Origin of the sequence: Pseudoalteromonas sp. UG3-2, assembly GCF_037120705.1 — a bacterium.
Lineage (GTDB): Bacteria > Pseudomonadota > Gammaproteobacteria > Enterobacterales > Alteromonadaceae > Pseudoalteromonas.
The window spans coordinates 740,133-763,333 of record NZ_JAWLJU010000001.1 but is presented as its reverse complement, the minus strand read 5'-3'; the positions used below and the strand labels follow the sequence as shown (position 1 = coordinate 763,333).

The following is a 23,201-nucleotide window of genomic DNA, read 5'->3' as shown; positions in this document are numbered from 1 at the left end:
CGCGTAATTAGCGCCCTTGCTGGCCATAACTTATAGTCTCGCTTTGTTCATTAAACGCGCCCTGCTGCAGTAGCGCGAGGCAAGCGTCAATGTCTTTGGCAGGGCTAAAGTAAAAGCCTTGAATGTGATGACAACCAAGCTCCCTGAGCTGCTGCAGTTGGTTGTAGTGCTCAACCCCTTCGGCAATAACATGGATCCCTAGCTTGTCACTAAGATCAATCAAGCAATCCACCATCACTTGCTTGCTGCGGTCGGTCAGTAAGCTATCAATAAAGCTTTTGTCTATCTTTAAGTAATCGACTTGGTTTTCAATTAGATTACTCAACGATGAGTAGCCCGTACAAAAGTCATCCAAAGAAAGTTTTACCCCATGCTCGCGTATCTCATTGAGCTTTTTCCAAGTTAAGCGGTCTGATGCTAAAGATTCGGTCACCTCTATGGTGATTGCAGAGTAATCAATACCTGCTGTTTCAATGGCTTTAGTGATAAGCTTGACTTGGTTGGTCGAGGTTTTAAATTCACTAACCGAGCGGTTAATTGAAAAACCAATATGGGTAAATCCGGCGCGATGGAGCATGGCCAGATCTTTGCAGCTACGCTCCAAGACAAACTGACCAACCAGATGAATCAGGCCAAACTCTTCGGCAATGGGAATAAAGGTACCAGGCGAAACCAAGCCATACTCATCGTCAAACCAGCGAACTAAGGCTTCGAATTTGCTGATCTGGTTACTCTTGGCATCAACAATTGGTTGATAATGAACACTAAGCGATTGTGTTTTTATCGCTTTTTTAAGTTTGTCTTTAAGCTTAATTTTGTTCAGGTAGGCATTTTGAATTGAAACGTCGTGGAGCGCCACTCGCCCTCGCTCTGTTTTCTTTACACTATTAAGTGCGTGGGCGGCATTTCGAAGCAAATTTACCGCCGTTATTTTCGAGCCAGGCTCAAGTTGTGCCACGCCCGTTGAAACGGTAATTTCGATGGTAATGTCATTGAAGACATAAGGCAGAGACAGCTTATGCGAGAGTTTTTTGGCGATGCTTAGACCATTATCAACATCGCTATTAGTCAGTAAAATAGCAAATTCATCGCCACCATAACGAGCACTAATGTCATTTTGTCGTACGGCATTTTTTAGTCGCTTGGCCACAGATACCAGCACTTTGTCGCCTACCTCAGGACCAAACACATCATTTACTTCTTTAAAGCGGTCTAAACCGATAAAAATAAGCGAACAACTACCACCTTGACTTCTGGCCTCGGAGATTTGCTCTTCTAAACGCTGCATAAAGCTTCGGCGGTTCAATAACGCGGTGAGTGGCTCGTGATTGGCATAAAAGGTAAGCTGAGCCTCGTTACGTTTCCAGTCAGTGATATCACGAAAGATGCCAACGTAATTGACTATGTTGCCTTGTTCATCTTTAACCACGCTCAGGGTAAGTTCTTCTGGGTAGATCTGGCCATTTTTACGGCGGTTATGGATCTCACCTTTCCAATGCCCAGTTCGCATCAGTGATTGCCACATGCTGTGATAAAAGGTTTTATCTTGCTGGCCAGAGGATAAGACACCAGGGTCTTGACCATACAACTCAAAACCTGTGTAGCCTGTGAGCTGCTCAAACGCCCTATTAACCATGATAATTTTATTATTCTTGTTAGTGATCATGATGGCTTCTGTGGCATGCTCAAACACCACATTAGTGAGTTCAAGTTGCTTTGTTAATGCTGCAAGATAGCTAATTTCTTGGATGGTGGCAGTGAAAACGGGCTCTTTTGAATTATCATCGGCGTTTTCAACTTGCCCATTAATGTGCAATAAACCAGAGTGCTCATCTGCTGTGGTAAGGGCGACACGCAAATCTATATGCCGACACTCACCTGAGGCAATGCGTTCCAGCGCGCCTTGTAAACGAGACTTGTCATCAGCCACCAAGGCATTTAACAGCGTAGATAAAGAAGCCTCGCAATTCGGCGTTTTCACTAACTGAGCAAAATGGCTAGAAAAGTAATGTTTGTCTTGTTTAAGTTGCCACGACCAAGTGCATAGTTGTGCGATTTCTTCGCCTTTAGCAAGTTGTTTTACCAGTCTATCTTGTTTGGCAAGTTCAAGGTTGTGATTTAATTCTGTGGCTACCAGGTGACCGAGCTCTTGGAAAAACGCTTTGTCTTCACTGGATATGGCTGTGTGTTCATCGAATAAACACACTAAAATGCCAATTGGCGTATGATCGAGCGCTCTCAAGGTAACAGCAAGGTAACCTTCAATGTTCAACACATTGAGTAGTTCATCTTCGTGATAACGCTGTTGCAAGCAATCGAATATTGCGCACACTCCTTGGCTTTGCTTGGCGTCCATGCAGGGTGTGCCTTGCAAATCATAGGTGATGTTGTCTACTATTTTGCCGTCACGGTAGTACATTACGGTGTTTACTTGGCGGTCATCATCGACAAACTGGCCCACAAAACAGTGCCTAGCCTGAAACCTGTTGTAAAGGGTTTGCAATGCAAATTGATATCTTTGCTTGCTACTGGTTAAGTTGTAAAACTGATTAAATGATAATGACATAGTGAGCTGTTCGTATAACCATAACGGAATTTTGCTTTAATCGTTTAGTTTAGACTATTAAGCTACTAGCTATACAAACGCAGATCAATAAACACGTAAGATAAGTAATGAAAATTATTTTAGATCAGCAGCTAACAGGCAGCTGTAAAGAGCATTACAGCTGCCGGGGGGGTTACGTTATTTTCGGTTGCACGTCTAAACCGTACCCGAACATCACGGCCAGTACCAGTACTGTGGCAGCAGCAAGCATTAACTTAAACATCAATGGCATACAGAATCGAAACCAATGTGTGTAAGGCACGCCAGCCATACCAAGAATACCCATCAGTACCGCATTGGTGGGCACAATCATATTTGAAAAGCCATCGCCGAATTGGTACGCCAGTACTGCAACTTGTCGTGGTACACCCACTAAGTCGCCAACTGGCACCATCAATGGCATAGTGACATAAGCCTGACCAGAACCGGATGGGATAAACATATTTAATAAGGTTTGAATCACCAACATACCCACTGCTGAGATTTCTGCAGCAACATATGAAAGTGGAGTTGATAAGCCATTAACAATGGTATGAAGTATTTGTCCATCTTCCAAAATCAATGCGATGCCACGGGCTACGCCAATTAAAATGGCAGTAGTAACCAGGTCAGACACGCCCTCAATAAAGCGGTTTGCCGCTTCATCAGCACTGAGCTTACCTAATATGGCGATGACTATTCCCCATGCGATAAACACACCACCCAACTCATATAAGTACCAGCCTTTGGTGGCTATACCCCAAACGGCAACCCCTAAAGTGATAATAAAGGAGGATAAAATCAACTTATGACGATTATTAAGAGTTGGATAACTGGGTTGTGCTTGACCTGCCAACGGGCAAGTGACGTCTGTCATCATCGACTTTTCGGGGTTAGCTTGTACGCGCTTGGAATACTGCCAAACATGGTGAAAACCAATTAGAACGAAAGGCAAGAAAATAGCAAAGCGCAGCCATATTCCCGAATACACTGGCACTTCAGCAATTTGTTGCGCTATCAATACCGTGAAAGGGTTAAATGCAGACACGCCATAGCCAATGCCGTAACCGGCAATGATCATACCGACGGCGGTCATGGCATCGAGTTTCATGGCTTTACACAAGGCCACTAAAATAAGCACAAACGGAATGTATTCCCCTGCGGTGCCGATGGTGCTTGAGGCAATGGCAAAACAAAAGACCACCATAAAAATCAGCTTTTGTGGTTTATCGCCATGCTTTTCTAGTAGCCGCCCTATTAATGCATCCACCGTGCCTGTGGCTCTGGCAATCGCCAACACACCACCTACGATCATGACAAAAAAGATAACGTCTTGGGCTGCTGCAAAAGCGCGTGGAATGGCTTTAAGTAAATCCCATGGGGTTAAGCCTACGGTTTGCTCAGCTAAGTGATAGGTTCCGGCTAATACCACCTGGCGACCTGAGTCGGTGGTGGCGGTCTCAAAAAAACCTTGGGGAACAACCCAAGTAGAAATAAGGGCAATACACATCATACCCAGTAGCAACACTAAGGTATGAGGAACTTTCAAGGTGTTGGCCATGAAAAGTACAACTCCAATAAAATAAAATTAGACGGGCAGCATATTACCCATTTTCGGCGCACATTTCACGGCTTTTGCCATTATATTCTAAGTGCTCACGGCGGCTAAGCAACTTGGTGATTGGCAGCAACGGCTTGCTCTACTTGGTTACGACCATTGGCCTTGGCTTGGTATAAGCTCCGATCTGCAAGCTTTAAGGCATGAAGCATATCCTCCGAGCACAGTGGCCAATGGGAAACGCCTAACGAAATAGTGATATGTCCGGCAACATCAAACTGTGTTTGCTCAGTGCACACTCGTAAACGCTCGGCTATTTTAATGGCTTGTTCTAAGTCCACTCGAGGCAAAAACATCAAGAACTCTTCACCACCGGAACGGCACAAATGATCATCGCCACGAGCATTCTGGCGCATCAATTCAGCGAGTTTTTTGATCACCACATCACCGACATCATGGCCAAAGCTATCATTAACTTGCTTAAAGTGGTCAATATCAAGGGCAATGATACTAAAGGCAATGTTATGCTCAGCTGCCGAGGCTAACCACTTCTCCATACCTCGACGGTTATAAAGGCCCGTTAGCTGATCTTGCTGGCGTTCATCATCAAAGCGCTGAATTTGTTCGCCAAGACTCTTTACGCTATGTTGCATGGCCTGATTTAACCAAGCGGCTTCATAGTACCACGTTGGTACACTAGGGAAAGTAGTATTACGGCCGTCTTGTACTTGCTCAGTTATTTTGGCCATTCGCCAGAGTGGTTTTGCGATTAAGGTGCCTAAGCCTAACACGCAAATTAATAATAAGACCGTGAACGGTGCGGTAGTTTTAATCACATGTATCATGGTGTGGTTTAGTTGCGACATGGTGATTTGTAATGGTCGTTGTGCCACTACCCCCCACTGGCTAGTAGTTATAGGTGCGAATCCTGCCAGCATATCAACGCCTAAAGTATTCTTTATTTCTTCTGCGCCAAACTGGTTCGCTTTTAATTTTTGCACTACCTGATTGACTGACACGTCTTCGCCAATGCGGGTTTCATCGTGGTGGTAAATTAATTTACCATTGGGTCCTGTGACATACACGTACGTTTCGTCGCGATGGTGATGGCTGGCCAACAGTTTCCCTAAAATATTATCTCCTTTGAGGTAAATTCCTGCGGCAATAAAACCTAAAAACTCCTGCTGCGATGAAAAAATAGGGTATGTTGGGCTGACCATTAAGTTGCCAGCAGGTGAGACAAATGGGCCGATTATTTTTGGAGTTTGATCTCGCAGTGGCGAGGTGAGCACTTCATTGGTGAGTAACGTCCCAGTGACGTCTAGTGACGCAGGCAAGGCATCGATGATCTGCCCTTTGGCATCAACCAGCACTATAGAGTCAAAGCTATTGGTGCGCTGGAGTAACTGTTTAAGCTCAGTATTAACCGCCTCTTTATTAGTAAAGTTATTAGCTACTAATTGACTTGAATTACTGAGCTGCGCCAAAACTGATTGCAAAAAAAGATCGGTGACATCGGCCAATTTTGCTGCATAAGCGTGGTTAGACTCAAGTGTATCCTTGATCATTGTTTCCTTTTGCACTTGATAGGTTGCAAATAACGCATTAAATAATGACGTTAATACACACAAGGTGGCCAGAATGAGTATTAATTTTTTAAGATCTAACCAATGCTTGGCTTTGTTGATTTTACTCACTTAAATTTCTCTTTAGTCCATCATGTCTAGTGTAGCCGAGGCAGTATCGGCATAGATTAATCTACATCAAATCTGGTGTGACCAGTTAAGCTAATGCGAAAGTTTGTCTCTATTATACAGACTGAATGCAAAGTTGTTAGTTTTTAACCAACAATGTTGGTTTGTCAGATGGAACCGGTGTAAAATAACGGCAAAGTGAACGACACGACACCTTGATGAAAAAGAAAAGCAATCCATTAGTAGGTCATTTTACCATTGCTATTTTAGCTCTGGCTGCTATATGGTTATTTATAAGTGATAAAGACACCTTGCTAGTACTTAACTCGTTAGTACTGGTGTACATAGTGACGGCTTTGGCCAAGCGCTTTATTCGCACGTCTAACAAAAAGTAATAAGTACTTTGGTGTTCGCCATTGCACTGGCATTAGCGAACACCAGCAAAACCGTTATTTAATTAGCTGTAGCAAGTTCTTGCCGTCACTATCTAATGAGTTAACGGGCGTTAATCCCATCACTTTGGCAAGCGTTGGGTAGAGCTCTAAATTACTTGCACTTTCTATCACCATTCCAGACTTAAACGCTGGTCCTTTAGCGACAAAAAAAGCCGCCATATCATTATTGGATTCAAAGCCATGAGTGCCTTGATAGTGGAGCTCACCGGTTTGGCTAAACACTCTGGGGGCTTGGGTTTGTAGTACGATGTCGGCAACTCGTGGTGAATTACCTTGGTACAGCTTTGCTAGCTGCGACTTCTCTAATACCTGATATCGGCCTTGTGCTTTGTCGCGCAATTGTTGCAGCAACTCTTTGACATCCAAATTAGGTTGGCCAAGGGTGTATAATGACACTCGGGTACCACTGTTTTTCACCATCCACCCCTTTGGAATAGCTAATGGTTCAATAGCGATGGTGTCTGCTTCATTGACCTTAGCCATGCCATGATCAGAGACTAGCACGAGGTTGGCGCTAATGCCTTTGGATTTTAAATTACTGACAAATTTTCCAATGAGCTCATCGATATAGTGAACTGCCGCTTTGGTTTGTGGATGTTCAGGGCCAAACTCATGACCTTTGGTATCCACCAGAGAAAAATAACTGGCAATAAACAGAGGTCGCTGCGCTTGTGGTAATTGTAACCAACTGACAATTTGGTCTAACCGGTTTTGGTAATCCGCTTCTTTGGCATAGTGATAATAGTAATCAGGTGTCATGCCATTGATCCTAGCGTCTGACTCAGGCCAAAAATACGCAGCGGATTTATAACCGTGCATTTTAACTAGGTTCCATAGCGGCACTCCTTGAATCCAACTTGAATCAATCTTGCCACGGCCCATTTTATAACATTGCTGACGCTGGTTATCGCAAAAGTGGTTATCAACTAAACCATGATTGATGGGTTTAAGACCCGTGATCAGAGACAAGTGGTTAGGAAACGTTTTACTTGGGTATTGAGGAATTAGCTTGTTTACGCGCACCCCTTCAGAGGCAAGCTTGCCAATATGTTTGGCGTTGTGTTTTTCAATGTAATCCCAGCGAAAGCCATCAATGGAAATTAAAATGGTGCTAGGTGGTTGTGCACATACTATGGTCGGAACCAAAAGCAGAGCGCATAAAAGGTATTTTATCATTATTTGATCCGTGTGTTTTCAGTTAGTTACTCTAGCTTAATGCCAGCTCCACCATTTAAACACAAAATATTTTCGGCGGGATCATCATTTGTGTTGATACTAGGGACTTTTTTACTTGCGACTAAGAATAAAACAAATGCCCCTGAATACAATTAATGCTTGATCTCAATCAATACCGGCCTTATATTAAAGTTTCAAAAATTACTGAAAGTTTAAAACAATGAACCTGTCACCAAAAATAGAAAATTTTGTTCTCCACTGCGGGGAAATGGGTAGCCGTTGGGGATTTAATCGTACTATCGGTCAAATGGTTGGTTTGTTGGTGATTAACGAAGCGCCGTTAACTGCCAATGAAATAGCCGAAGCACTGAAAATATCTCGTGGCAATGTCAGTATGGGCATTAAAGAGTTGCAGTCGTGGCAACTGGTTAAAGTGCACCATATTCCAGGCGACCGAAAAGAATACTACTCACCTAATGGCTCTATCTGGGACTTAGCAAATCGGGTGTTTGAGGAGCGTCGTAAACGTGAAATCGACCCTACCTTATCGCTGTTGCGGGATCAAATTTTAGATACGGCAAACTCGCCAGAAGAGATTTATGCCCAAGAGCAAATGCAAACCATTCACGACTTGCTGGAAACCGTAACCAAATGGTCGGCAGAGCTTCAACGACTCTCTCCTGAGCAACTGCAGCAATTAATGAAGCTCGGCTCTTCAGTGAGTAAGGTAATAGATTTAAAGGACAAATTATTACGTAAATCTTAACAAGCGGGGTGCGTCATGCTTGATACATTAATGTTGTCGCGAATTCAATTTGCGGCCAATATCAGTTTTCATATTCTTTTTCCCACCATTACCATTGCTTTGGCATGGTTTCTCGCGTTTTTTAAAATTAAGTATGACCTGACACAACACCCAGTGTGGTTACGTGCTTATCGTTTTTGGGTGAAAATTTTCGCACTGACTTTTGCTCTTGGCGTGGTCAGTGGCATTACCATGTCATTTCAGTTTGGTACCAATTGGCCAGGCTTTATGGAAAAGGTTGGTAATGTCGCCGGTCCACTTCTGGGCTACGAAGTACTCACCGCGTTTTTTATGGAGGCGACTTTCTTAGGAATTATGCTGTTTGGCATGAAGCGAGTGCCGCCAAAAATACACACTTTGGCCACCATTATTGTGGCCGTTGGCACTACCCTTTCGGCGTTTTGGATCTTATCTCTAAATAGCTGGATGCAAACACCAACGGGCTTTGAACTAAGAGATGGAGTCGTTTACCCCACCGATTGGTTTGCCATCATTTTTAACCCCTCGTTTGGTTACCGTTTGATGCATATGTTGTTAGCCAGTGCGTTAACGGCCTCTTTCTTAATTGCTGGAGTCAGCGCTTATCGGATGCTTAAACAAGACGACAAACATGCTCCGAAGAAAACCCTGCAAGTGGCATTAACCGTAGCGGCTTTGCTTACCCCTGTGCAGGCGTTTGTTGGCGATTTACACGGTCTTAATACCTTGGAACATCAACCGCAAAAAGTCGCGGCAATGGAAGGCGTTTGGGAAACCGAGCGTGGTGCACCACTTTTGTTGTTTGCTGTGCCGAACGAAGAAGAGCGTCGTAACGACTATGCCATCGGGATCCCTAACCTAGCGAGTCTGATCCTGACTCATGAAATGGATGGTGAGATTAAAGGACTCAATGAATTTAAAGGTGAGCATCCACCGGTTAAACCGGTGTTTTACAGCTTTAGGGTGATGGTTGGCATGGGCATGCTAATGATAGCGGTTGCATTGCTGACTCGTTTCACTTTATACCGTAAAGGTGCACTGCCTGATTGGCAGTTAAAAGTGCTGGTAGCAATGACATTTTCAGGTTGGATTGCGACATTAGCAGGCTGGTATGTCACTGAGGTTGGTCGCCAGCCTTATATTGTCAGTGGTGTTCTGCGAGTCGAAGAGGCCGTCACCACCCTACCTAGTGGCAACGTGTTGTTTACCTTAATTGGCTATTTGAGTATTTATGCGGTGTTGCTGTACGCCTATATTCGCACCCTATTTCATACTGCCAATAAATCGGTTGAAGTCGAAGAGTATGAAATGAATGAAGTAAATAAGGAGGTGGCGCGTGTTTAATGCCGAATATTTATCGTTGATTTATGCCGGTTTGATGGCATTAGCGGTATTGGTGTATGCCATTTTGGATGGTTATGACCTAGGGGTAGGCATGCTTATTCCACTGGACGACCGTGATACGGCAGACACCATGATAGCCTCTATTGGCCCGTTTTGGGATGCCAATGAAACTTGGCTCGTATTGGCTGTGGGATTGGCATTTATCGCTTTTCCCGAAGCCCATAGCATGATTTTACAAGCGCTGTATTTGCCTGTGGTGTTTTTACTGTTTGGCTTGATCATGCGTGGAGTGGCATTTGACTTTAGGGCCAAAGCGCGAGTTAAACGCCAGCGACGTTGGGACAAAGTCTTTAAGTTTGGTTCACTGCTAACTGGCTTCGCGCAAGGGTACATGCTCGGGTTATATGTGCTGGGTTTTGAAAACACTCTTGTAGCCCACGCTTTTGCACTGTTTAGTGGTATTGGCGTGGTGTGCGCTTATGGCTTAATTGGCTCGGCTTGGTTAATTATGAAATGTGAAGGTCAGTTACAACAAAGTGCCATTGGCTGGTGCCGACGCTTTGCTTGGGTTGCTTTACTGGGTGTGCTTTTGGTGTCGGTGATCAACCCCATGATCAACGAGCAGATTTATGGCCGTTGGTTTGATTTGCCATTGGCCTTAGTGGTACTTCCCGCACCCATCATATGCGTCGTGTTATTCGTTATATTAGAACTAGTACTACAAAAGCTACCTAAAGCGCCTCAAACCGGTGCTTGGTTACCCTTTATGATTTCAGCATTTATCTTTTTATTGTGCTTTTTCGGCCTAGTGTATAGCTTTTACCCCTATGTAGTGCCTGGCAAGCTGACGATTTTTGAAGCCGTTGCCGACCCTTCTGCTCTTACCTTTTTATTGTATGGTGTGGTGGTGGTAGTGCCGACGCTCATTGCCTATACGGTTTTTTCTTATCGCGTGTTTTGGGGTAAGGTCGAACCGCTTTCTTACTATTAAATTTTGCACTTTACCCGTTACGCACGTCGTAATTGGTATTACATTAGCCCAACCAAAAAGGCAGCGTAGAGATACACTGCCTTTTTTCTATTATTGCGCTTATTGATATTGGCGATAGCCATTATTTAATTTTCGGATAGCCAATGCGGTCAGATAAATAGCCAACACTGGTAGCAAAATAATATGAACGGTTCCAATTCATCAGTGCTTTGTAATTATCATAAGCAAGATACATACGACCATTGATGTCATCAGGCATCACTAATGCGGCAGTGATGTTTACTTTTGGTAGATCGGTGCCATCCATGCGGCGTAATCCTAATTGCTGCCACTGCTCTAGTGTACGCTCTGATTTGGCCCAAAATTCTAGCCACTGTTTATGATTTTTAGTACCACGTTTTAGAACGTACTTGCTATCAAAGTTTTCTGGTAGTTGTACCTGACGACCCCAGGTTAAGTTGTCATTCCAACCTACGCTTTTAAGGTAGTTGGCAATGGAGGCAAAGGCATCGGCTTCAGTGGTCCAAATGTCTTTACGACCATCGTTATCATAATCGACCGCATAGGCATTAAATGAGGTGGGCATAAACTGGGTTTGACCCATGGCGCCGGCCCAAGAACCTTTGAAGTTATCGAGGTTAACATGGCCATCGCGTAAAATGTCTAACGCGGCCCACAGTTGGCGTTTGTACAAAGCCTCTCTGCGGCCATCGAATGCCAGCGTCACTAAGGCACTGATCACTGGGTAGCCACCTTGGATACGGCCAAAGTTACTTTCTAGTCCCCAAAGGGCGACAATAAAGCGGGCTTGCACACCATATTCTTTGGCGACTTTTTCTAGTAAATCTTGGTGCTTTTTATACAACTTTCGCGCTTGGCTTACCTTCCACTCTGGAACTCGTTTAGGAAGATAGGTCTCTAGCGTTTCAACCACTTCCGGTTGTGATTTGTCGTTGCTAATTACTTTTTTCTTAAACTTAGCGGTGGCGAAGGCTTGGTCTACCAGCTCTTGGCTATAACCCTTTTCGATGGCTTCTTTTTTTAAGGCACTTAAATAGCTATCGAATTTGGCTTGGGTATTGGCAAATACTGACGTCGACAGGCACAAAGAGGCCACTAATAGAGAAATTTTTTTTATCACGCGTCGGTTACTCCATTTTGCTTTTTAAATTCATCAAGCAAGTTTTCTGTGTGTGGGGGAAGCTGTAAGTAAAAACCATCATCGGTTAACTTCTGCTTAACTGTATCCAGATCGGCAATACCCAGCTTTTGGCGTTTAGCAAGGTTCACCATCATGACGTAAATGGGGTTGCCAAAAGTGTTTAACAAAGGTTCGGGGACATCGGAGAAATCGTCTCTTTTCGTGACAAAAAGGTAGGTATCCGCTTTTTTTGGACTTTTATATACAGCTGTAAGCATTATAACCCTATAAAATCTTGCTAATCAGTGGCGCTCACTATACCATGCTAATAGTAAGTTGTGGAAAGTTTTACTACGCTCTATGGCAAAGCTGATAAGGCTTTAGAGCGAGTTGTATAAAAATTTGAGTGCATAAATGGCAAAACAAACATTCGAACTAAAAGGAAATCTATTTACACTCTCTGTATTGCAGTTGTTTTCTTTTGATATCGCCAAATTACGACAAGAACTAGACAGTAAAATATCGCAAGCGCCAAAGTTTTTCCAAGGTGCTCCGATTGTGGTTAATTTAGCGGATGTTCAGGAGCAAGCTGTAGAATTCAAAGAGTTGAAGCAGGCCCTAGAAGATTTACAATTAAATCCAGTGGGGGTTTGTAGTGGCACTCAGAGTCAACATGACTTAGCCAAACAAGCTGGATTGTCGGTATTAAATTATTCACGTGACGTCCAATCCAATGCCCCAGCGCCTACTCAGTCATCTGAAGTGGTTGAAAAGCAAGTCTATTTACCTGCTCAGATTGTGAATGGCACGGTACGTAGCGGACAGCAAATCTACGCAAAAGACCGCGACTTAATTGTACTTGGTGCCGTCAGTCATGGTGCTGAGGTGATTGCTGATGGCAATGTTCATATATATGGCACATTGAGAGGCCGCGCCATAGCCGGTGCTCAAGGCCAGCCAGACACCAGTATTTTCTGTCAAAAGCTTGAGGCAGAATTGGTGTCTATAAATGGGAGTTATTGGATCAGTGATTCGCTGCAAGGCGAATACTGGGGTCAAGCTGCTCAAATAACACAACAAGATGAATCATTAAAAATTACAGCTTTGGTCAAAGGATAAATCAGATGGCAAAAATTATTGTCGTAACTTCAGGTAAAGGCGGTGTTGGTAAAACCACGTCTAGTGCAGCAATTGGTACAGGACTGGCGCTCAAAGGTTATAAAACAGCCATAGTCGATTTTGATATTGGTCTGAGAAACCTTGACCTTATCATGGGCTGCGAACGTCGCGTGGTGTATGATTTTGTTAATGTAATTAATGGTGAAGCGAATTTAAACCAAGCGCTGATTAAAGATAAGCGTGTTGAAAAGCTTTACATTTTGCCGGCATCACAAACTCGTGATAAAGACGCCCTCACTAAAGAAGGGGTTGAGCGAGTGCTAAAAGAAATGAATGATGAATTTGATTACATCATTTGTGACTCTCCTGCGGGTATTGAAGCCGGTGCCATGATGGCATTGTATTTCGCTGATGAAGCAATTGTTACTACCAACCCAGAAGTGTCATCGGTGCGCGATTCAGACCGCATTTTGGGCATTTTACAAAGTAAATCGAAGCGAGCTGAACTGGGCTTAGAGCCAGTGAAAGAGCACTTATTGCTTACTCGCTATAATCCAGAACGTGTTGATAGTGGTGAAATGCTATCAGTTGAAGACGTTAAAGATATTCTTGCAATCGATCTACTTGGGGTTATTCCTGAGTCGACTTCCGTACTAAACGCCTCAAACTCTGGCCAACCAGTGGTACTGGACCAAGAGTCAGATGCTGGCCAGGCATACAGCGACGCGATAAATCGTTTGCTAGGTGAAGTTGTTGATTTCCGCTTCTTACAAACTGAGAAGAAAGGTATCTTCAAACGGATTTTTGGAGGATAAGGTGTCATTACTAGATTATTTCCGCTCAGAAAAGAAAAGCAGTGCATCGCTTGCCAAAGAGCGTTTGCAGATCATCGTTGCCCATGAGCGTTCAAAACGCGGTACCCCAGACTACTTGCCACAATTGAAGCAAGATATTTTGGACGTGATCCGTAAATACGTGAAAGTGGATTCAGACGCTGTAAATGTGCAATTCGAACAAAATGAAGATGACTTAGCTGTGTTAGAGCTTAACGTCACCTTGCCAGACGACGAAAAATAAGCGTTGTTTGTTTGCAAAAGAGGAGCTTAAGCTCCTCTTTTTTGTTGTTGCCGAATGAGTTTTAAGTATTGCGGTTATGTAGCCGGCAAAAAATGACTCAATCTAGCTAGTTCACCACCAAGCATCAAGCTTGTCAGCAATAAGTTGTTTACGCCATCCTAGCGCTAAATCTGGTTTCATCAATTGTTGTTTTTCTTGTTCTGACTTTTTCCAAGCCCAACTAATCACTTGGTTTATTTGCTTTTTCGATGCAAAGACATCAGCAGGTATCTGGTTGGCGTTGGCCACTTCATTGATAACCTGTTTGATTTCTTTACAGGCACCCTTATACCCCTTGTAGTCAATTAACCGCTTTACCCGCGCTGGGCATTGCTCGTCAGTTAACTCCTTGGCACGCTCAATGCAAACAAGGATCTCTTTACCAGAGCGGTTCACTTCCATGGTTTCAACCCCAGGTATATTGCGTAGACTGTTTAACGAGCTGGGTCTACGTTTGGCAATTTCGACCATGTTATGTTCTTTTAAGACAAAGTTTAGGGCTAGATTTTTCTTTTCAGCTTTTGCTCTGCGCCATGCTGCCAGCTCTCGCAGTGCCGCCAGATCTCGTGCCCTGAGTTGCCAAACGTTTTTTATATCAAGGTATAGCAGCTCATTGGGTTGGCGAAAGCTGCGTTTTTGAGCAATTAATTCACTTTCTTGGAGCACAATGTCATGAAGATTTTGTGCTTCAATGCGCTCGGCTATTTGCTCATAACAGGGCAGTAAATGATACACATCTGAGGCGGCGTAATCGAGTTGCTTTTGGCTTAATGGTCGACGCAGCCAATCGGTTCGCGATTCACTTTTGTCGATTTCAACATCGCGTAGCTGTTTCACCATGTTAGCAAAGCCGATGCAATTGCCCTCGCCTAATAGTTGTAAGGCAAATTGTGTATCGAAAATGGGCTTTGGAATAAAACCGCCAAACTTCAAAAATACTTCTATGTCCTCTGAGGGGGAATGCAGTACTTTTAATACCGCCTCATCAACAAAGAGTTGCCATAACTTGTCAAAATTCAACTCACTTAGCGGATCGATAAGTGCTAGGTGCTGGCCGTCGTATACTTGCAACAGTGCAATTTCAGGATACAAGGTGCGGCGGCGCATAAATTCGGTGTCGACTGCCAATACCTTGGCATCAGAAATGGCTAAAATAAATTGATCTAAAGCGGCTTGGCTTTGTATTAGTTGATACTGCACTGTGTCTCCCATGGAAAACGGTTAGAGCAAAAAAAACCGGCAAACGCCGGTTTTCTTGTTATTATTCTTTTAACTTCCTACGCAGGATTTTACCGACATTGGTTTTTGGCAGTTCATCTCTAAACTCCACCATTTTCGGTACCTTGTAGTTGGTTAAATTATCACGGCAATGAGCAATTATATCCTTTTCTGTCAAAGAAGGGTCTTTTTTGACAACAAAAACTTTTACTTGCTCGCCGCTTACTTCATGCGGAACACCAATGGCGGCAACTTCAAGCACGCCGTCATGCATGGCAACAACTTCTTCAATTTCATTTGGGAACACGTTGAAGCCAGACACTAAAATCATGTCTTTTTTGCGGTCAACAATATAAAAGAAGCCGTCATCGTCATAGGTGGCAATATCACCGGTGGCAAACCAGCCATCTTTTAAACATTCTGCAGTGGCATCTGGGCGATTATAGTAACCAGCCATGACTTGTGGGCCTTTAACACAGAGCTCGCCCGGTTCCCCTTTTGGTACTTCATTACCTTCTTCGTCAATCAGTTTGATCTCAGTGCTAGGTGCAGGTAAACCAATAGAGCCGTTGTAAGCATCTAAGTCAAAAGGACAAATAGTCACCAGTGGCGCGCACTCAGTTAAACCATAGCCTTCCATCAACTTGGTATTGGTGACCTTCTGCCAACGCTCAGCCACAGGTCGTTGCACGGCCATGCCGCCACCTAAAGACATTTTTAAGTTGGAAAAGTCCAGTTCAGCAAAGCCTGAAGTATTTAATAGGCCGTTGAATAAGGTGTTTACCCCAGTAATGGCGGTAAAAGGATATTTAGCAAGCTCTTTAACGAATGCAGGCATATCACGAGGGTTGGTGATCAAGATATTGTGTCCACCATACTTCATAAAGGTTAAGCAGTTCGCCGTTAATGCAAAGATGTGATATAGCGGCAAGGCCGTGACCACGACTTCCTTTCCTTTATCGAGCACCTTATCTAGACAGCCAGACACTTGCTCAAGGTTGGCTACCATATTGCCATGAGTTAGCATTGCCCCTTTCGACACACCGGTTGTGCCGCCTGTGTATTGCAGGAATGCTAAGTCATTAAGGTTAATTTCTGGTTTTTTATAGTCCGCTGGGTTAGCAGCGATGACCTGCTTAAATGGGATGGTTTGTTTAAGGTGAAACTCCGGTACCATTTTTTTGAAGTGTTTGACGACAAAGTTAACCAGGTGCTTTTTAATGCCACCTAACATGTCACCAATTTCAGTTAACACAACATGCTTAACCTGAGTGTTAGGTAGTGCTTGTTCTAGTGTGTGACCAAAGTTTGCCAAGATAAAAATGGCTTTGGCTTCTGAGTCGTTAAGTTGGTGTTCTAACTCACGCACAGTGTAAAGTGGGTTTACATTGACCACAGTACACCCTGCTCGTAACACACCTAAAATACTAATGGGTGTTTGCAGCAAGTTAGGCATCATAACGGCTACTTTATCGCCACGACCCAGCTTCAGGTCGTTTTGCAAATAGCTCGCAATGGCTTTGGTTTTTTCATCTACTTGTTGATAAGTGAGCGTTTTGCCCATGTTGGTATATGCCGGGTAATCGGCATAATCCGCGAAACTCTTTTCAAATACTTCAAGCAACGAGTCGTAATGCTCTGGGTCGATTGATTCAGGCATACCCTCTGGATAGCGCTTCAGCCAGATTTTTTCCACTCTTAGCTCCTGTGTTCTCGTTATTTTTATACTCACCCTAAACCATAATCGATGTAAGGCACTTTAACAATTGAGCAAATACTCTAAAATCGCCATATTCCCACATAATCTTAGGATTTACAATCTAGATACCTGTTAAACATCGCGCTTGGGCGTAATGTGAGCGCATAATTTACTCAATAGTGTATTCTTTACTCTATTCCATTCCAGTGTTGCTGTTTTCAAGTTGTGCTTGATGCTTTGCAATTAGCTTATAGCAAATTTCAGGGTTTTCCATATGGCAATGATGGCCACCGGGAACTTTTTCTATGCTAAGGTCGCTGAAACAATCGCGAAATTGATTTAATTGGCCCTTAATCATATTGAATCCCTGCTCTGCGGCAATAAATAACGTGGCGGTGTTGATGTCGCCAAGTGCGGCTTTGGCTTGTGGCAATGAATAACGAAAGCCAGAGTGGTGTTTCAGTCTCGGGTCAGTCAGTAGTTCCACGCCATGAGCGCTTGCGTGGGTATTACGCTGCATTAAAGTCTTTGCCGCTTCGCTATCAATGTCCCCTACTTTTGCTCTGACCTTGGCTAACACCTCTAAACTGTCATAAGCACGAGGCTTAGCAGTGTTAAGTTTATCCCTTGAGGTAAACGCATTAATAAGTTGTTGCTGGGTTTGCGATTCACTGCTGCAAACAATACCAATCCCTTCTATTAGCGCCAAAGAGTCACAGCGCTTGGGATAACAAGCGGCAAATAAATTTGCTACCATGGCGCCCATCGAGTGGCCAACTAAATGACATGTTTCAATTTCCAAAGCGTCTAAAAAGCACTTTAAGTCATAAACGTAGTCAATAAAATAATAATAGCTGTCGGGACTTTTCCAGTCAGACCTACCGTGCCCCAAAAAGTCCACTGCGATATGGCGTTGGGCTGGGTTAGTAAACGGCTGAAGCGGCAAAAAACTATTGCCATTGTCTTGCCAACCATGCAAATAAACCACGGTCTCTTGCCCTTGGCCCCACTGCTGAAAAGCATATGGCCCTATTTTCTGTTCTTTTATCGCATATTGGGACATCAGTTCGTTCTTTTTAGTGTTCATTGTTTTATCATTGATTTATCATCTTAACGTGACATATTCGAAGTTACTACATTGATTTGATGAAATTTAATGGTGTGCACTTTATGTGTAAAGTGTGCTTATCAAAGCGCTGCTTTCGCTTCGTCAATTTGCCAACACGGGAAACACAATGAAATTAAAAACAACCTTACTTGCGGCCATGGTGGGTCTGCTGTCGACACCAGAGGCCATCGCTGCACCGAAAAATATTATCTATATGATTGGTGATGGTATGGGACCTGCCTACACCACGGCCTACCGCTACTTTAAAGATGACGCTAACACCAAGGTGGTGGAGCCAACTATTTTTGATTCCATGCTGGTGGGCATGGCTCACACCTACCCAGACGATGATACCATAGTAACGGACAGTGCTGCGGGAGCCACAGCGCTCAGCACTGGAACCAAAAGCTATAACGGTGCAATCGCCGTAGACACTCATAAAGCGCATTTGGAAACCATGCTAGAAATGGCCAAGAAGCAAGGCAAAACAACCGCTTTGGTGGCCACCTCACAAATAAACCACGCCACACCGGCAAGTTTTGCAGCCCACAATGAGTCACGTCGCAACTACAATGAAATCGCTGATGATTACATGGATTTAAAAATTAATGACAAGCCGGCGGTTGACCTTATGTTAGGCGGCGGAACCAGTTATTTTATTCGTGAAGACCGCAACCTAGTGGCTGAATTTAAGCAAGCAGGTTACCAATACATTGATAGCTTAGAAGCTTTAGATTCTATTTCGTCATTGCCTGCATTGGGATTATTTGCTGAAAAAGGCCTTCCCCATGCGCTTGATGAAGCGCCAATGCGGTTAACCGCCATGACAAAACAGGCACTTAAGCTGGTTGATAACAGCAGTGATGCTGGCTTTTTTATGATGATTGAAGGCAGTCAAATTGACTGGTGTGGTCATGCTAATGATATTGCCTGTGCTATGGCTGAAATGGACGATTTTGCTGAGTCAATAAAATTGGCAAAAGCCTACGTTGATAACAACCCAGACACCGTTTTAGTGATCACAGCAGATCATTCAACGGGAGGGCTAACTCTAGGCGCTCATGGCCAGTATCGCTGGGAGCGAGATGTGGTTGCTAAGGTAACGGGCTCAGCGCGAGTGATCGCTGAGAAGTTAAGCCAAGCTAAAGACGTTAAAGCCGTATGGCAAGCCACCACAGGGCTTGAGTATGACAGCGCGACGGAGCTTAAGTTAAAAGCCGCACTGAAAAACAACCACAAGGCCGTAGAAAAGGTAGTGAAAGAAGCAATCGATTTAGCCTCATTCACGGGCTGGACTACTGGCGGACACACTGCCATTGATGTGCCTGTTTATGCTTACGGTAAGGGCTATGAAGCCTTTATTGGCTCGCACAACAATACCGCGATTGCGGATAAGCTCATTGAGTTTATTCGCAAGCAGTAATAGCACTTTTTAACTGGGCTGCTATTATGCAGCCCTCTACCATTTATTCGCAATGGTTATTTGTCGTACTTGTTAGTTTAGCCCCCCGAGGAACATTGCCAGTTCCATCCAGATGGTCCATGCATTGTCATCAGCCCTGTTGGCACACAGATTAAGCCAGCCATTTTTTTATCGTCATTTACGTAGCTTAATTTGGTCACGATACCATCGGCGAAGTGTATTTTGGTTTTTTTATCCACTGAAAACATCAATGGTACAGCAACCCCTAGCCCAAGGATTAAGCCAACATCCTCTTCTCCTCTATTGTTATACACCCAAGTAACGGAGTCACCGAAGCCGTAGACGGTATCTGGCTCGCCAAAGTGTACTTCCATGTCAGCCATCGTAAGTGATTTATAACGAGTTGATGTTTTGTCTGTTGGGTAAGTTAAAGCAACGCCAATACAGCCTGTTGTTGCCAGCGCAACGGCAAAGCACAGTGCTTGGCTTATAGTTTTTGTAATTGTTTTCATCCATGTCCTTAATACATTTCATAGCAAATTCTATTACATGCAATATCTACCTATTGAAGCGAGTAAAGTACCTGAAATAGTTGCTAAGTGGAAGAAATAAGTACCTTTAATAGGGTATTTAGCGAGATCGTTCTGTAATAGGAGTTAACCACTTATAAAAGGCGGCGTTTAGAAACAAGGCGTAAATTTACTTTGTGTGAAGCAGATATAATTAAGCGTAAACCGATACGCCAATTAAGTCTTTAATCTCTTCTCGGCGGGATTCCATGGCAATGGCGCGATACTCGCCAATGGCTTTGCCGTTATTATAGCTGGGTTGGTCGTATATGGTGGAGCGTTGCTGCGCTTGCATTTGTTCAACAAGCGCGATGCCTTTATCACTGCTGCGAATTTGTGGGTTATTTTGCTGGGCTGCTTGAGGTTCGGACGCAACAGGTTGCACCGCCTTTTTTGGCAGTGCTTTAGGTTGATACGTACCAGCTTGTTGAACAATGGCATTTAAATTCATCGGTGAGCTCGGGTAACCTCAAACAACTTATAGTATAAAAATACGCCTTTATTCGCGTCCTGGCAACTTTTTCCATGTAACGGTATCTCTAACATACTGCGGCTGCGCATCAGCAGCGGTTACCGTTTCCCCTTTGCTAAAGGCGGCCTCTGCGACAAAAAGCATATAATAAGCATCTGGTAGAGTAATGGTATCAATCACGCTAACGTTGAGTTGCTCTGCTAATTGCTCGAACGCCTGCCAGCCGGTGCCAACGCCATGGTAGCCCGATGCATCCAATTGCAGTTGCTCAGGCTTGATGACTTGCTCTGCGGCCAAAGGTTGCACTAAGCCGCTTTCATCACTTTGATATTGAGCCAGATAAATCTCTCCCATGCGGGCATCGATAGCCGCCACCACTTGTTGCTGGCCATGATCCATATAGGCTTGTTGCGCCATGGCTTGCAATGTGGAGACACCCACCAAAGGTAAATTACTGGAATAAGCCAGCCCTTGGGCGACGGCGGTACTGATCCTAACGCCGGTAAAGCTGCCCGGACCACGACCAAATACAATACCATCTAATTCACTTAAGGAAATTTCGGCCTCTCTTAAAATGCGCTCAACAATAGGCAAAATCTTTTGGCTATGTTGCTGCGGACAGACTTCAAAATGTCGAATAAATTTGCCTTCAAAATGAAGAGCGATACTGAGCGCCTCGGTGGAAGCGTCGATAGCCAATAGGTTATGTTTCATTGTTGTCTATGTTCTCTAAAAAGTGAATTGCCTTATTGAGGTCTCGAGTTCGTGACATATCTGGCAAACTGCTCAAAAATGTTTGGCCGTATTTTCTCGTAACTAAACGATTATCGCAAATAATCAATACCCCACGGTCTTGGGCGTCACGAATTAAGCGCCCCACGCCCTGTTTTAAGGCGATCACGGCCTGGGGTAACTGAATGGCTTCAAATGGCTCTAAGCCCTGCATTTCTGCATCTCGCATACGTGCTTGCAATAAGGGATCATCCGGTGATGCAAACGGTAATTTATCAATTAAAACGCAACTGAGTGTATCGCCCCTCACATCAACCCCTTCCCAAAACGAGGCGGTACCAAGCAGCACGGCGTTGCCGTGGCGAATAAACTGTTCCAGTATAATCCGTTTGGATGCTTGCCCTTGCATAAATACGGGATACTGCAATGCCGTACTTAACCCCTCGTAAACAAGGTGCATAGCGCGGTAGCTGGTGAATAATAAAAAAGTGCGCCCTTTTGCTGCCTTGATGATCTGTTTGGCTATTTTTACCAAGGCATGGGGCATCAGATCATCTCGGCTCTCTGGTAAATACCTAGGTAAGCAAAGTAACGCTTGTTGGCCATAGTTAAAGGGACTATCAACAATAAATTCGGCGCTAGGCTTAAGCCCCAAACTGCGGCTAAAATGATTTAATGAATTATCAACAGAAAGCGTTGCTGAGGTAAAAACAAAACTGGCTTGGGTGGTGTTAATAATGTCAGCAAATTTATTAGATACATCCAACGGTGTAATATGAATGGATAAAAACCGTCGGGTAGTCTCAAACCAATAGCTAAATCCGGTTTGCGCGGTATCAAAAGCCCGTTCAAACTGGTTTTTAAACTGCATGATTTTCTCGAACGGATGTTCAATTTTTTCGCTGCGGTCTAAACACAGTTTCAATACTTTATATAAAAAGTCGAGATTGGCGATCACTCGGTGCATGGCATCGCAGATGGGTTTGTTTGATAGTGCCTCGCGCCAATCCCCACGAGCACCATCGGCATTAAACACCAGGCGTAGGTCCGCTAAGCTGGTTTCCAATTTATTGAGGGTTTTACCAAGCTGCAACATATCGGGAATGTCAGAGCGGTATATTACTCTAATATCATTGACTAAGGCTTGCAGGGCTTTGGTGCTAATGGTTTCACCAAAATAATCACTGGCGATTTCAGGAAGCTGATGAGCCTCATCAAAAATATAACTGTCAGCGGTAGGAATTAATTCGGCAAAGCCAGAGTCTTTTACCGCCATATCGGCAAAAAATAAATGGTGATTGATCACCACAACATCTGCATCAATGGCTTTCAGTCTCGCCTTACGAATATAACACTCTTGGTAGTCAGGACATTCTTTGCCTAAGCAGTTATCGGCGGTAGAAGTGACATAAGGCAACACCTTGGCATCTTCCTCAATACCAACGCAGTCGGCTAAATCGCCACTTTGGGTTTCGCTGGCAAATTTAGCCACCATGGCTAATTGGTGCATAACATCGGGGTCATCTGTGGGCACGTGGCTGAGATGCTGCGACAAGCGATAAGGGCATAAATAGTTACCGCGCCCTTTTAGTAAGGTGACCTTTTTGCCACTGGTAAGAACCTTTTTTAAGGTGGGCACATCGCGGTGGAAGAGTTGCTCTTGTAGCGCTTTTGAACCGGTAGAAATCACCACTTTGCCTTTGCTTTTAAAGGCCGGCACTAAGTAAGCGAAAGTTTTTCCGGTGCCGGTGCCGGCCTCTGCCACGCATTGCTGTCTTGAATCGAGGGCTTTAGCAACGGCCTCTGCCATTTCGATCTGAGCTTGGCGCGGCTGGTAACCTGGAAAATGTTTAGCCAAAGGGCCTTGAGATGAAAATATCGCAGTGACTGACAAAGTGAATCTTGGACCACAAATGATGAATCGCGAAATTGTATGTTTCTAACGCCTAAATGGCAACCATTAGCCAAATCGTAATGATAAGTTAAGAGGTTATGGTGAATAAAGAGTAATATTGTTT

The 23,201-nt window shown here is 44.1% G+C and carries 21 protein-coding genes; 8 read left to right on the top strand and 13 right to left on the bottom strand.

Annotation, left to right across the window (positions count from 1 at the left end; all coding sequences use genetic code 11):
* Window positions 1-7 precede the first annotated feature (7 nt).
* The 3 genes from R3P39_RS03055 to R3P39_RS03045 all read right to left on the bottom strand — a co-directional run bounded on the left by R3P39_RS03055 (window position 8) and on the right by R3P39_RS03045 (window position 5,839).
* Window positions 8-2,461: a putative bifunctional diguanylate cyclase/phosphodiesterase gene (locus R3P39_RS03055; protein WP_336565547.1), complete on the bottom strand. Its 2,454-nt coding sequence runs from the start codon at window positions 2,459-2,461 to the stop codon at window positions 8-10.
* A gap of 277 nt (window positions 2,462-2,738) precedes the next feature.
* The gene (locus tag R3P39_RS03050; RefSeq protein ID WP_336565546.1) at window positions 2,739-4,145 is read right to left on the bottom strand and encodes a YfcC family protein; all 1,407 of its coding nucleotides are present in this window, start codon (window positions 4,143-4,145) and stop codon (window positions 2,739-2,741) included.
* Between the two features lie 104 nt (window positions 4,146-4,249).
* On the bottom strand, window positions 4,250-5,839 hold the full coding sequence (locus tag R3P39_RS03045) for a sensor domain-containing diguanylate cyclase (protein WP_336565545.1): 1,590 nt from the start codon (window positions 5,837-5,839) through the stop codon (window positions 4,250-4,252).
* 215 nt (window positions 5,840-6,054) lie between these two features.
* Between R3P39_RS03045 and R3P39_RS03040 the strand changes: the two genes are divergently transcribed.
* Window positions 6,055-6,231, top strand: coding sequence for a hypothetical protein (locus R3P39_RS03040; protein ID WP_336565544.1), 177 nt, complete (start codon window positions 6,055-6,057; stop codon window positions 6,229-6,231).
* Window positions 6,232-6,285: 54 nt separating this feature from the next.
* On the opposite strand, the gene R3P39_RS03035 is transcribed toward R3P39_RS03040, so the two are convergent.
* Entirely contained in the window at window positions 6,286-7,467 is a 1,182-nt protein-coding gene (locus tag R3P39_RS03035; protein WP_336565543.1) for an alkaline phosphatase family protein, read from the bottom strand.
* A gap of 220 nt (window positions 7,468-7,687) precedes the next feature.
* Here R3P39_RS03035 and R3P39_RS03030 point away from each other — a divergent pair, with 220 nt between their 5' ends.
* Genes R3P39_RS03030 through R3P39_RS03020 form a run of 3 tightly spaced genes read left to right on the top strand, consistent with a single transcriptional unit; the run spans window position 7,688 to window position 10,586 of the window.
* Complete coding sequence (locus tag R3P39_RS03030) at window positions 7,688-8,233, top strand: GbsR/MarR family transcriptional regulator (RefSeq protein WP_336565542.1); 546 nt, start codon at window positions 7,688-7,690, stop codon at window positions 8,231-8,233.
* 15 nt (window positions 8,234-8,248) lie between these two features.
* Window positions 8,249-9,595 (top strand): cytochrome ubiquinol oxidase subunit I, encoded by a 1,347-nt coding sequence (locus R3P39_RS03025; protein ID WP_336565541.1) that lies wholly within the window; start codon window positions 8,249-8,251, stop codon window positions 9,593-9,595.
* A complete protein-coding gene (locus R3P39_RS03020; RefSeq protein WP_336565540.1) occupies window positions 9,588-10,586 on the top strand; it encodes a cytochrome d ubiquinol oxidase subunit II in 999 nt (332 codons plus the stop codon). The genes R3P39_RS03025 and R3P39_RS03020 overlap by 8 nt, the downstream gene beginning before the upstream one ends.
* A gap of 121 nt (window positions 10,587-10,707) precedes the next feature.
* On the opposite strand, the gene R3P39_RS03015 is transcribed toward R3P39_RS03020, so the two are convergent.
* Together R3P39_RS03015 and R3P39_RS03010 are read right to left on the bottom strand one after the other, a co-directional pair.
* Window positions 10,708-11,727 carry a lytic murein transglycosylase gene (locus tag R3P39_RS03015; RefSeq protein ID WP_336565539.1) on the bottom strand — a complete coding sequence of 340 codons (1,020 nt, stop codon included), beginning with the start codon at window positions 11,725-11,727 and terminating at the stop codon, window positions 10,708-10,710.
* Window positions 11,724-12,005, bottom strand: a complete 282-nt coding sequence (locus tag R3P39_RS03010) for a YcgL domain-containing protein (RefSeq protein WP_336565538.1) — start codon at window positions 12,003-12,005, stop codon at window positions 11,724-11,726. The genes R3P39_RS03015 and R3P39_RS03010 overlap by 4 nt, the downstream gene beginning before the upstream one ends.
* Window positions 12,006-12,141: 136 nt before the next feature.
* Between R3P39_RS03010 and minC the strand changes: the two genes are divergently transcribed.
* From minC to minE, 3 genes are read left to right on the top strand one after another with little or no spacing between them, the layout of a single operon-like run.
* Window positions 12,142-12,846: a septum site-determining protein MinC gene (gene minC / locus R3P39_RS03005; protein WP_336565537.1), complete on the top strand. Its 705-nt coding sequence runs from the start codon at window positions 12,142-12,144 to the stop codon at window positions 12,844-12,846.
* 5 nt (window positions 12,847-12,851) lie between these two features.
* Window positions 12,852-13,661, top strand: a complete 810-nt coding sequence (minD, locus tag R3P39_RS03000; protein ID WP_336565536.1) for a septum site-determining protein MinD — start codon at window positions 12,852-12,854, stop codon at window positions 13,659-13,661.
* A 1-nt stretch (window position 13,662) separates the two neighbouring features.
* A complete protein-coding gene (gene minE, locus R3P39_RS02995) occupies window positions 13,663-13,923 on the top strand; it encodes a cell division topological specificity factor MinE (RefSeq protein ID WP_336565535.1) in 261 nt (86 codons plus the stop codon).
* Window positions 13,924-14,034: 111 nt separating this feature from the next.
* On the opposite strand, the gene rnd is transcribed toward minE, so the two are convergent.
* The 3 genes from rnd to R3P39_RS02980 form a co-directional block, all read right to left on the bottom strand.
* Window positions 14,035-15,162 (bottom strand): ribonuclease D, encoded by a 1,128-nt coding sequence (rnd, locus tag R3P39_RS02990; protein ID WP_336565534.1) that lies wholly within the window; start codon window positions 15,160-15,162, stop codon window positions 14,035-14,037.
* A 61-nt stretch (window positions 15,163-15,223) separates the two neighbouring features.
* A complete protein-coding gene (gene fadD / locus R3P39_RS02985) occupies window positions 15,224-16,876 on the bottom strand; it encodes a long-chain-fatty-acid--CoA ligase FadD (RefSeq protein ID WP_336565533.1) in 1,653 nt (550 codons plus the stop codon).
* Between the two features lie 196 nt (window positions 16,877-17,072).
* Window positions 17,073-17,966 carry an alpha/beta fold hydrolase gene (locus R3P39_RS02980; protein ID WP_336565532.1) on the bottom strand — a complete coding sequence of 298 codons (894 nt, stop codon included), beginning with the start codon at window positions 17,964-17,966 and terminating at the stop codon, window positions 17,073-17,075.
* A gap of 148 nt (window positions 17,967-18,114) precedes the next feature.
* Between R3P39_RS02980 and R3P39_RS02975 the strand changes: the two genes are divergently transcribed.
* The gene (locus R3P39_RS02975) at window positions 18,115-19,410 is read left to right on the top strand and encodes an alkaline phosphatase (RefSeq protein ID WP_336565531.1); all 1,296 of its coding nucleotides are present in this window, start codon (window positions 18,115-18,117) and stop codon (window positions 19,408-19,410) included.
* Window positions 19,411-19,487: 77 nt separating this feature from the next.
* Here R3P39_RS02975 and R3P39_RS02970 read toward each other — a convergent pair whose 3' ends face one another.
* The 4 genes from R3P39_RS02970 to R3P39_RS02955 form a co-directional block, all read right to left on the bottom strand.
* Window positions 19,488-19,922 carry a hypothetical protein gene (locus R3P39_RS02970; protein WP_336565530.1) on the bottom strand — a complete coding sequence of 145 codons (435 nt, stop codon included), beginning with the start codon at window positions 19,920-19,922 and terminating at the stop codon, window positions 19,488-19,490.
* Between the two features lie 211 nt (window positions 19,923-20,133).
* On the bottom strand, window positions 20,134-20,430 hold the full coding sequence (locus tag R3P39_RS02965) for a hypothetical protein (RefSeq protein WP_336565529.1): 297 nt from the start codon (window positions 20,428-20,430) through the stop codon (window positions 20,134-20,136).
* Window positions 20,431-20,478: 48 nt separating this feature from the next.
* On the bottom strand, window positions 20,479-21,165 hold the full coding sequence (tsaB, locus tag R3P39_RS02960; protein ID WP_336565528.1) for a tRNA (adenosine(37)-N6)-threonylcarbamoyltransferase complex dimerization subunit type 1 TsaB: 687 nt from the start codon (window positions 21,163-21,165) through the stop codon (window positions 20,479-20,481).
* The gene (locus R3P39_RS02955; RefSeq protein ID WP_336565527.1) at window positions 21,155-23,077 is read right to left on the bottom strand and encodes an ATP-dependent DNA helicase; all 1,923 of its coding nucleotides are present in this window, start codon (window positions 23,075-23,077) and stop codon (window positions 21,155-21,157) included. The genes tsaB and R3P39_RS02955 overlap by 11 nt, the downstream gene beginning before the upstream one ends.
* Window positions 23,078-23,201 lie beyond the last annotated feature (124 nt).

Excerpts from the sequence above, each read along its gene's own strand:
- R3P39_RS03010 (WP_336565538.1), bottom strand. The coding sequence starts at position 12,005 with ATGCTTACAGCTGTATATAAAAGTCCAAAAAAAGCGGATACCTACCTT.
- R3P39_RS03040 (WP_336565544.1), top strand. The coding sequence starts at position 6,055 with ATGAAAAAGAAAAGCAATCCATTAGTAGGTCATTTTACCATTGCTATT.
- R3P39_RS03050 (WP_336565546.1), bottom strand. The coding sequence starts at position 4,145 with ATGGCCAACACCTTGAAAGTTCCTCATACCTTAGTGTTGCTACTGGGT.
- minC (WP_336565537.1), top strand. The coding sequence starts at position 12,142 with ATGGCAAAACAAACATTCGAACTAAAAGGAAATCTATTTACACTCTCT.
- tsaB (WP_336565528.1), bottom strand. The coding sequence starts at position 21,165 with ATGAAACATAACCTATTGGCTATCGACGCTTCCACCGAGGCGCTCAGT.
- R3P39_RS02975 (WP_336565531.1), top strand. The coding sequence starts at position 18,115 with ATGAAATTAAAAACAACCTTACTTGCGGCCATGGTGGGTCTGCTGTCG.
- R3P39_RS02965 (WP_336565529.1), bottom strand. The coding sequence starts at position 20,430 with ATGAATTTAAATGCCATTGTTCAACAAGCTGGTACGTATCAACCTAAA.
- minD (WP_336565536.1), top strand. The coding sequence starts at position 12,852 with ATGGCAAAAATTATTGTCGTAACTTCAGGTAAAGGCGGTGTTGGTAAA.
- R3P39_RS03025 (WP_336565541.1), top strand. The coding sequence starts at position 8,249 with ATGCTTGATACATTAATGTTGTCGCGAATTCAATTTGCGGCCAATATC.
- R3P39_RS03035 (WP_336565543.1), bottom strand. The coding sequence starts at position 7,467 with ATGATAAAATACCTTTTATGCGCTCTGCTTTTGGTTCCGACCATAGTA.
- R3P39_RS03030 (WP_336565542.1), top strand. The coding sequence starts at position 7,688 with ATGAACCTGTCACCAAAAATAGAAAATTTTGTTCTCCACTGCGGGGAA.
- R3P39_RS02970 (WP_336565530.1), bottom strand. The coding sequence starts at position 19,922 with ATGAAAACAATTACAAAAACTATAAGCCAAGCACTGTGCTTTGCCGTT.
- R3P39_RS02980 (WP_336565532.1), bottom strand. The coding sequence starts at position 17,966 with ATGAACACTAAAAAGAACGAACTGATGTCCCAATATGCGATAAAAGAA.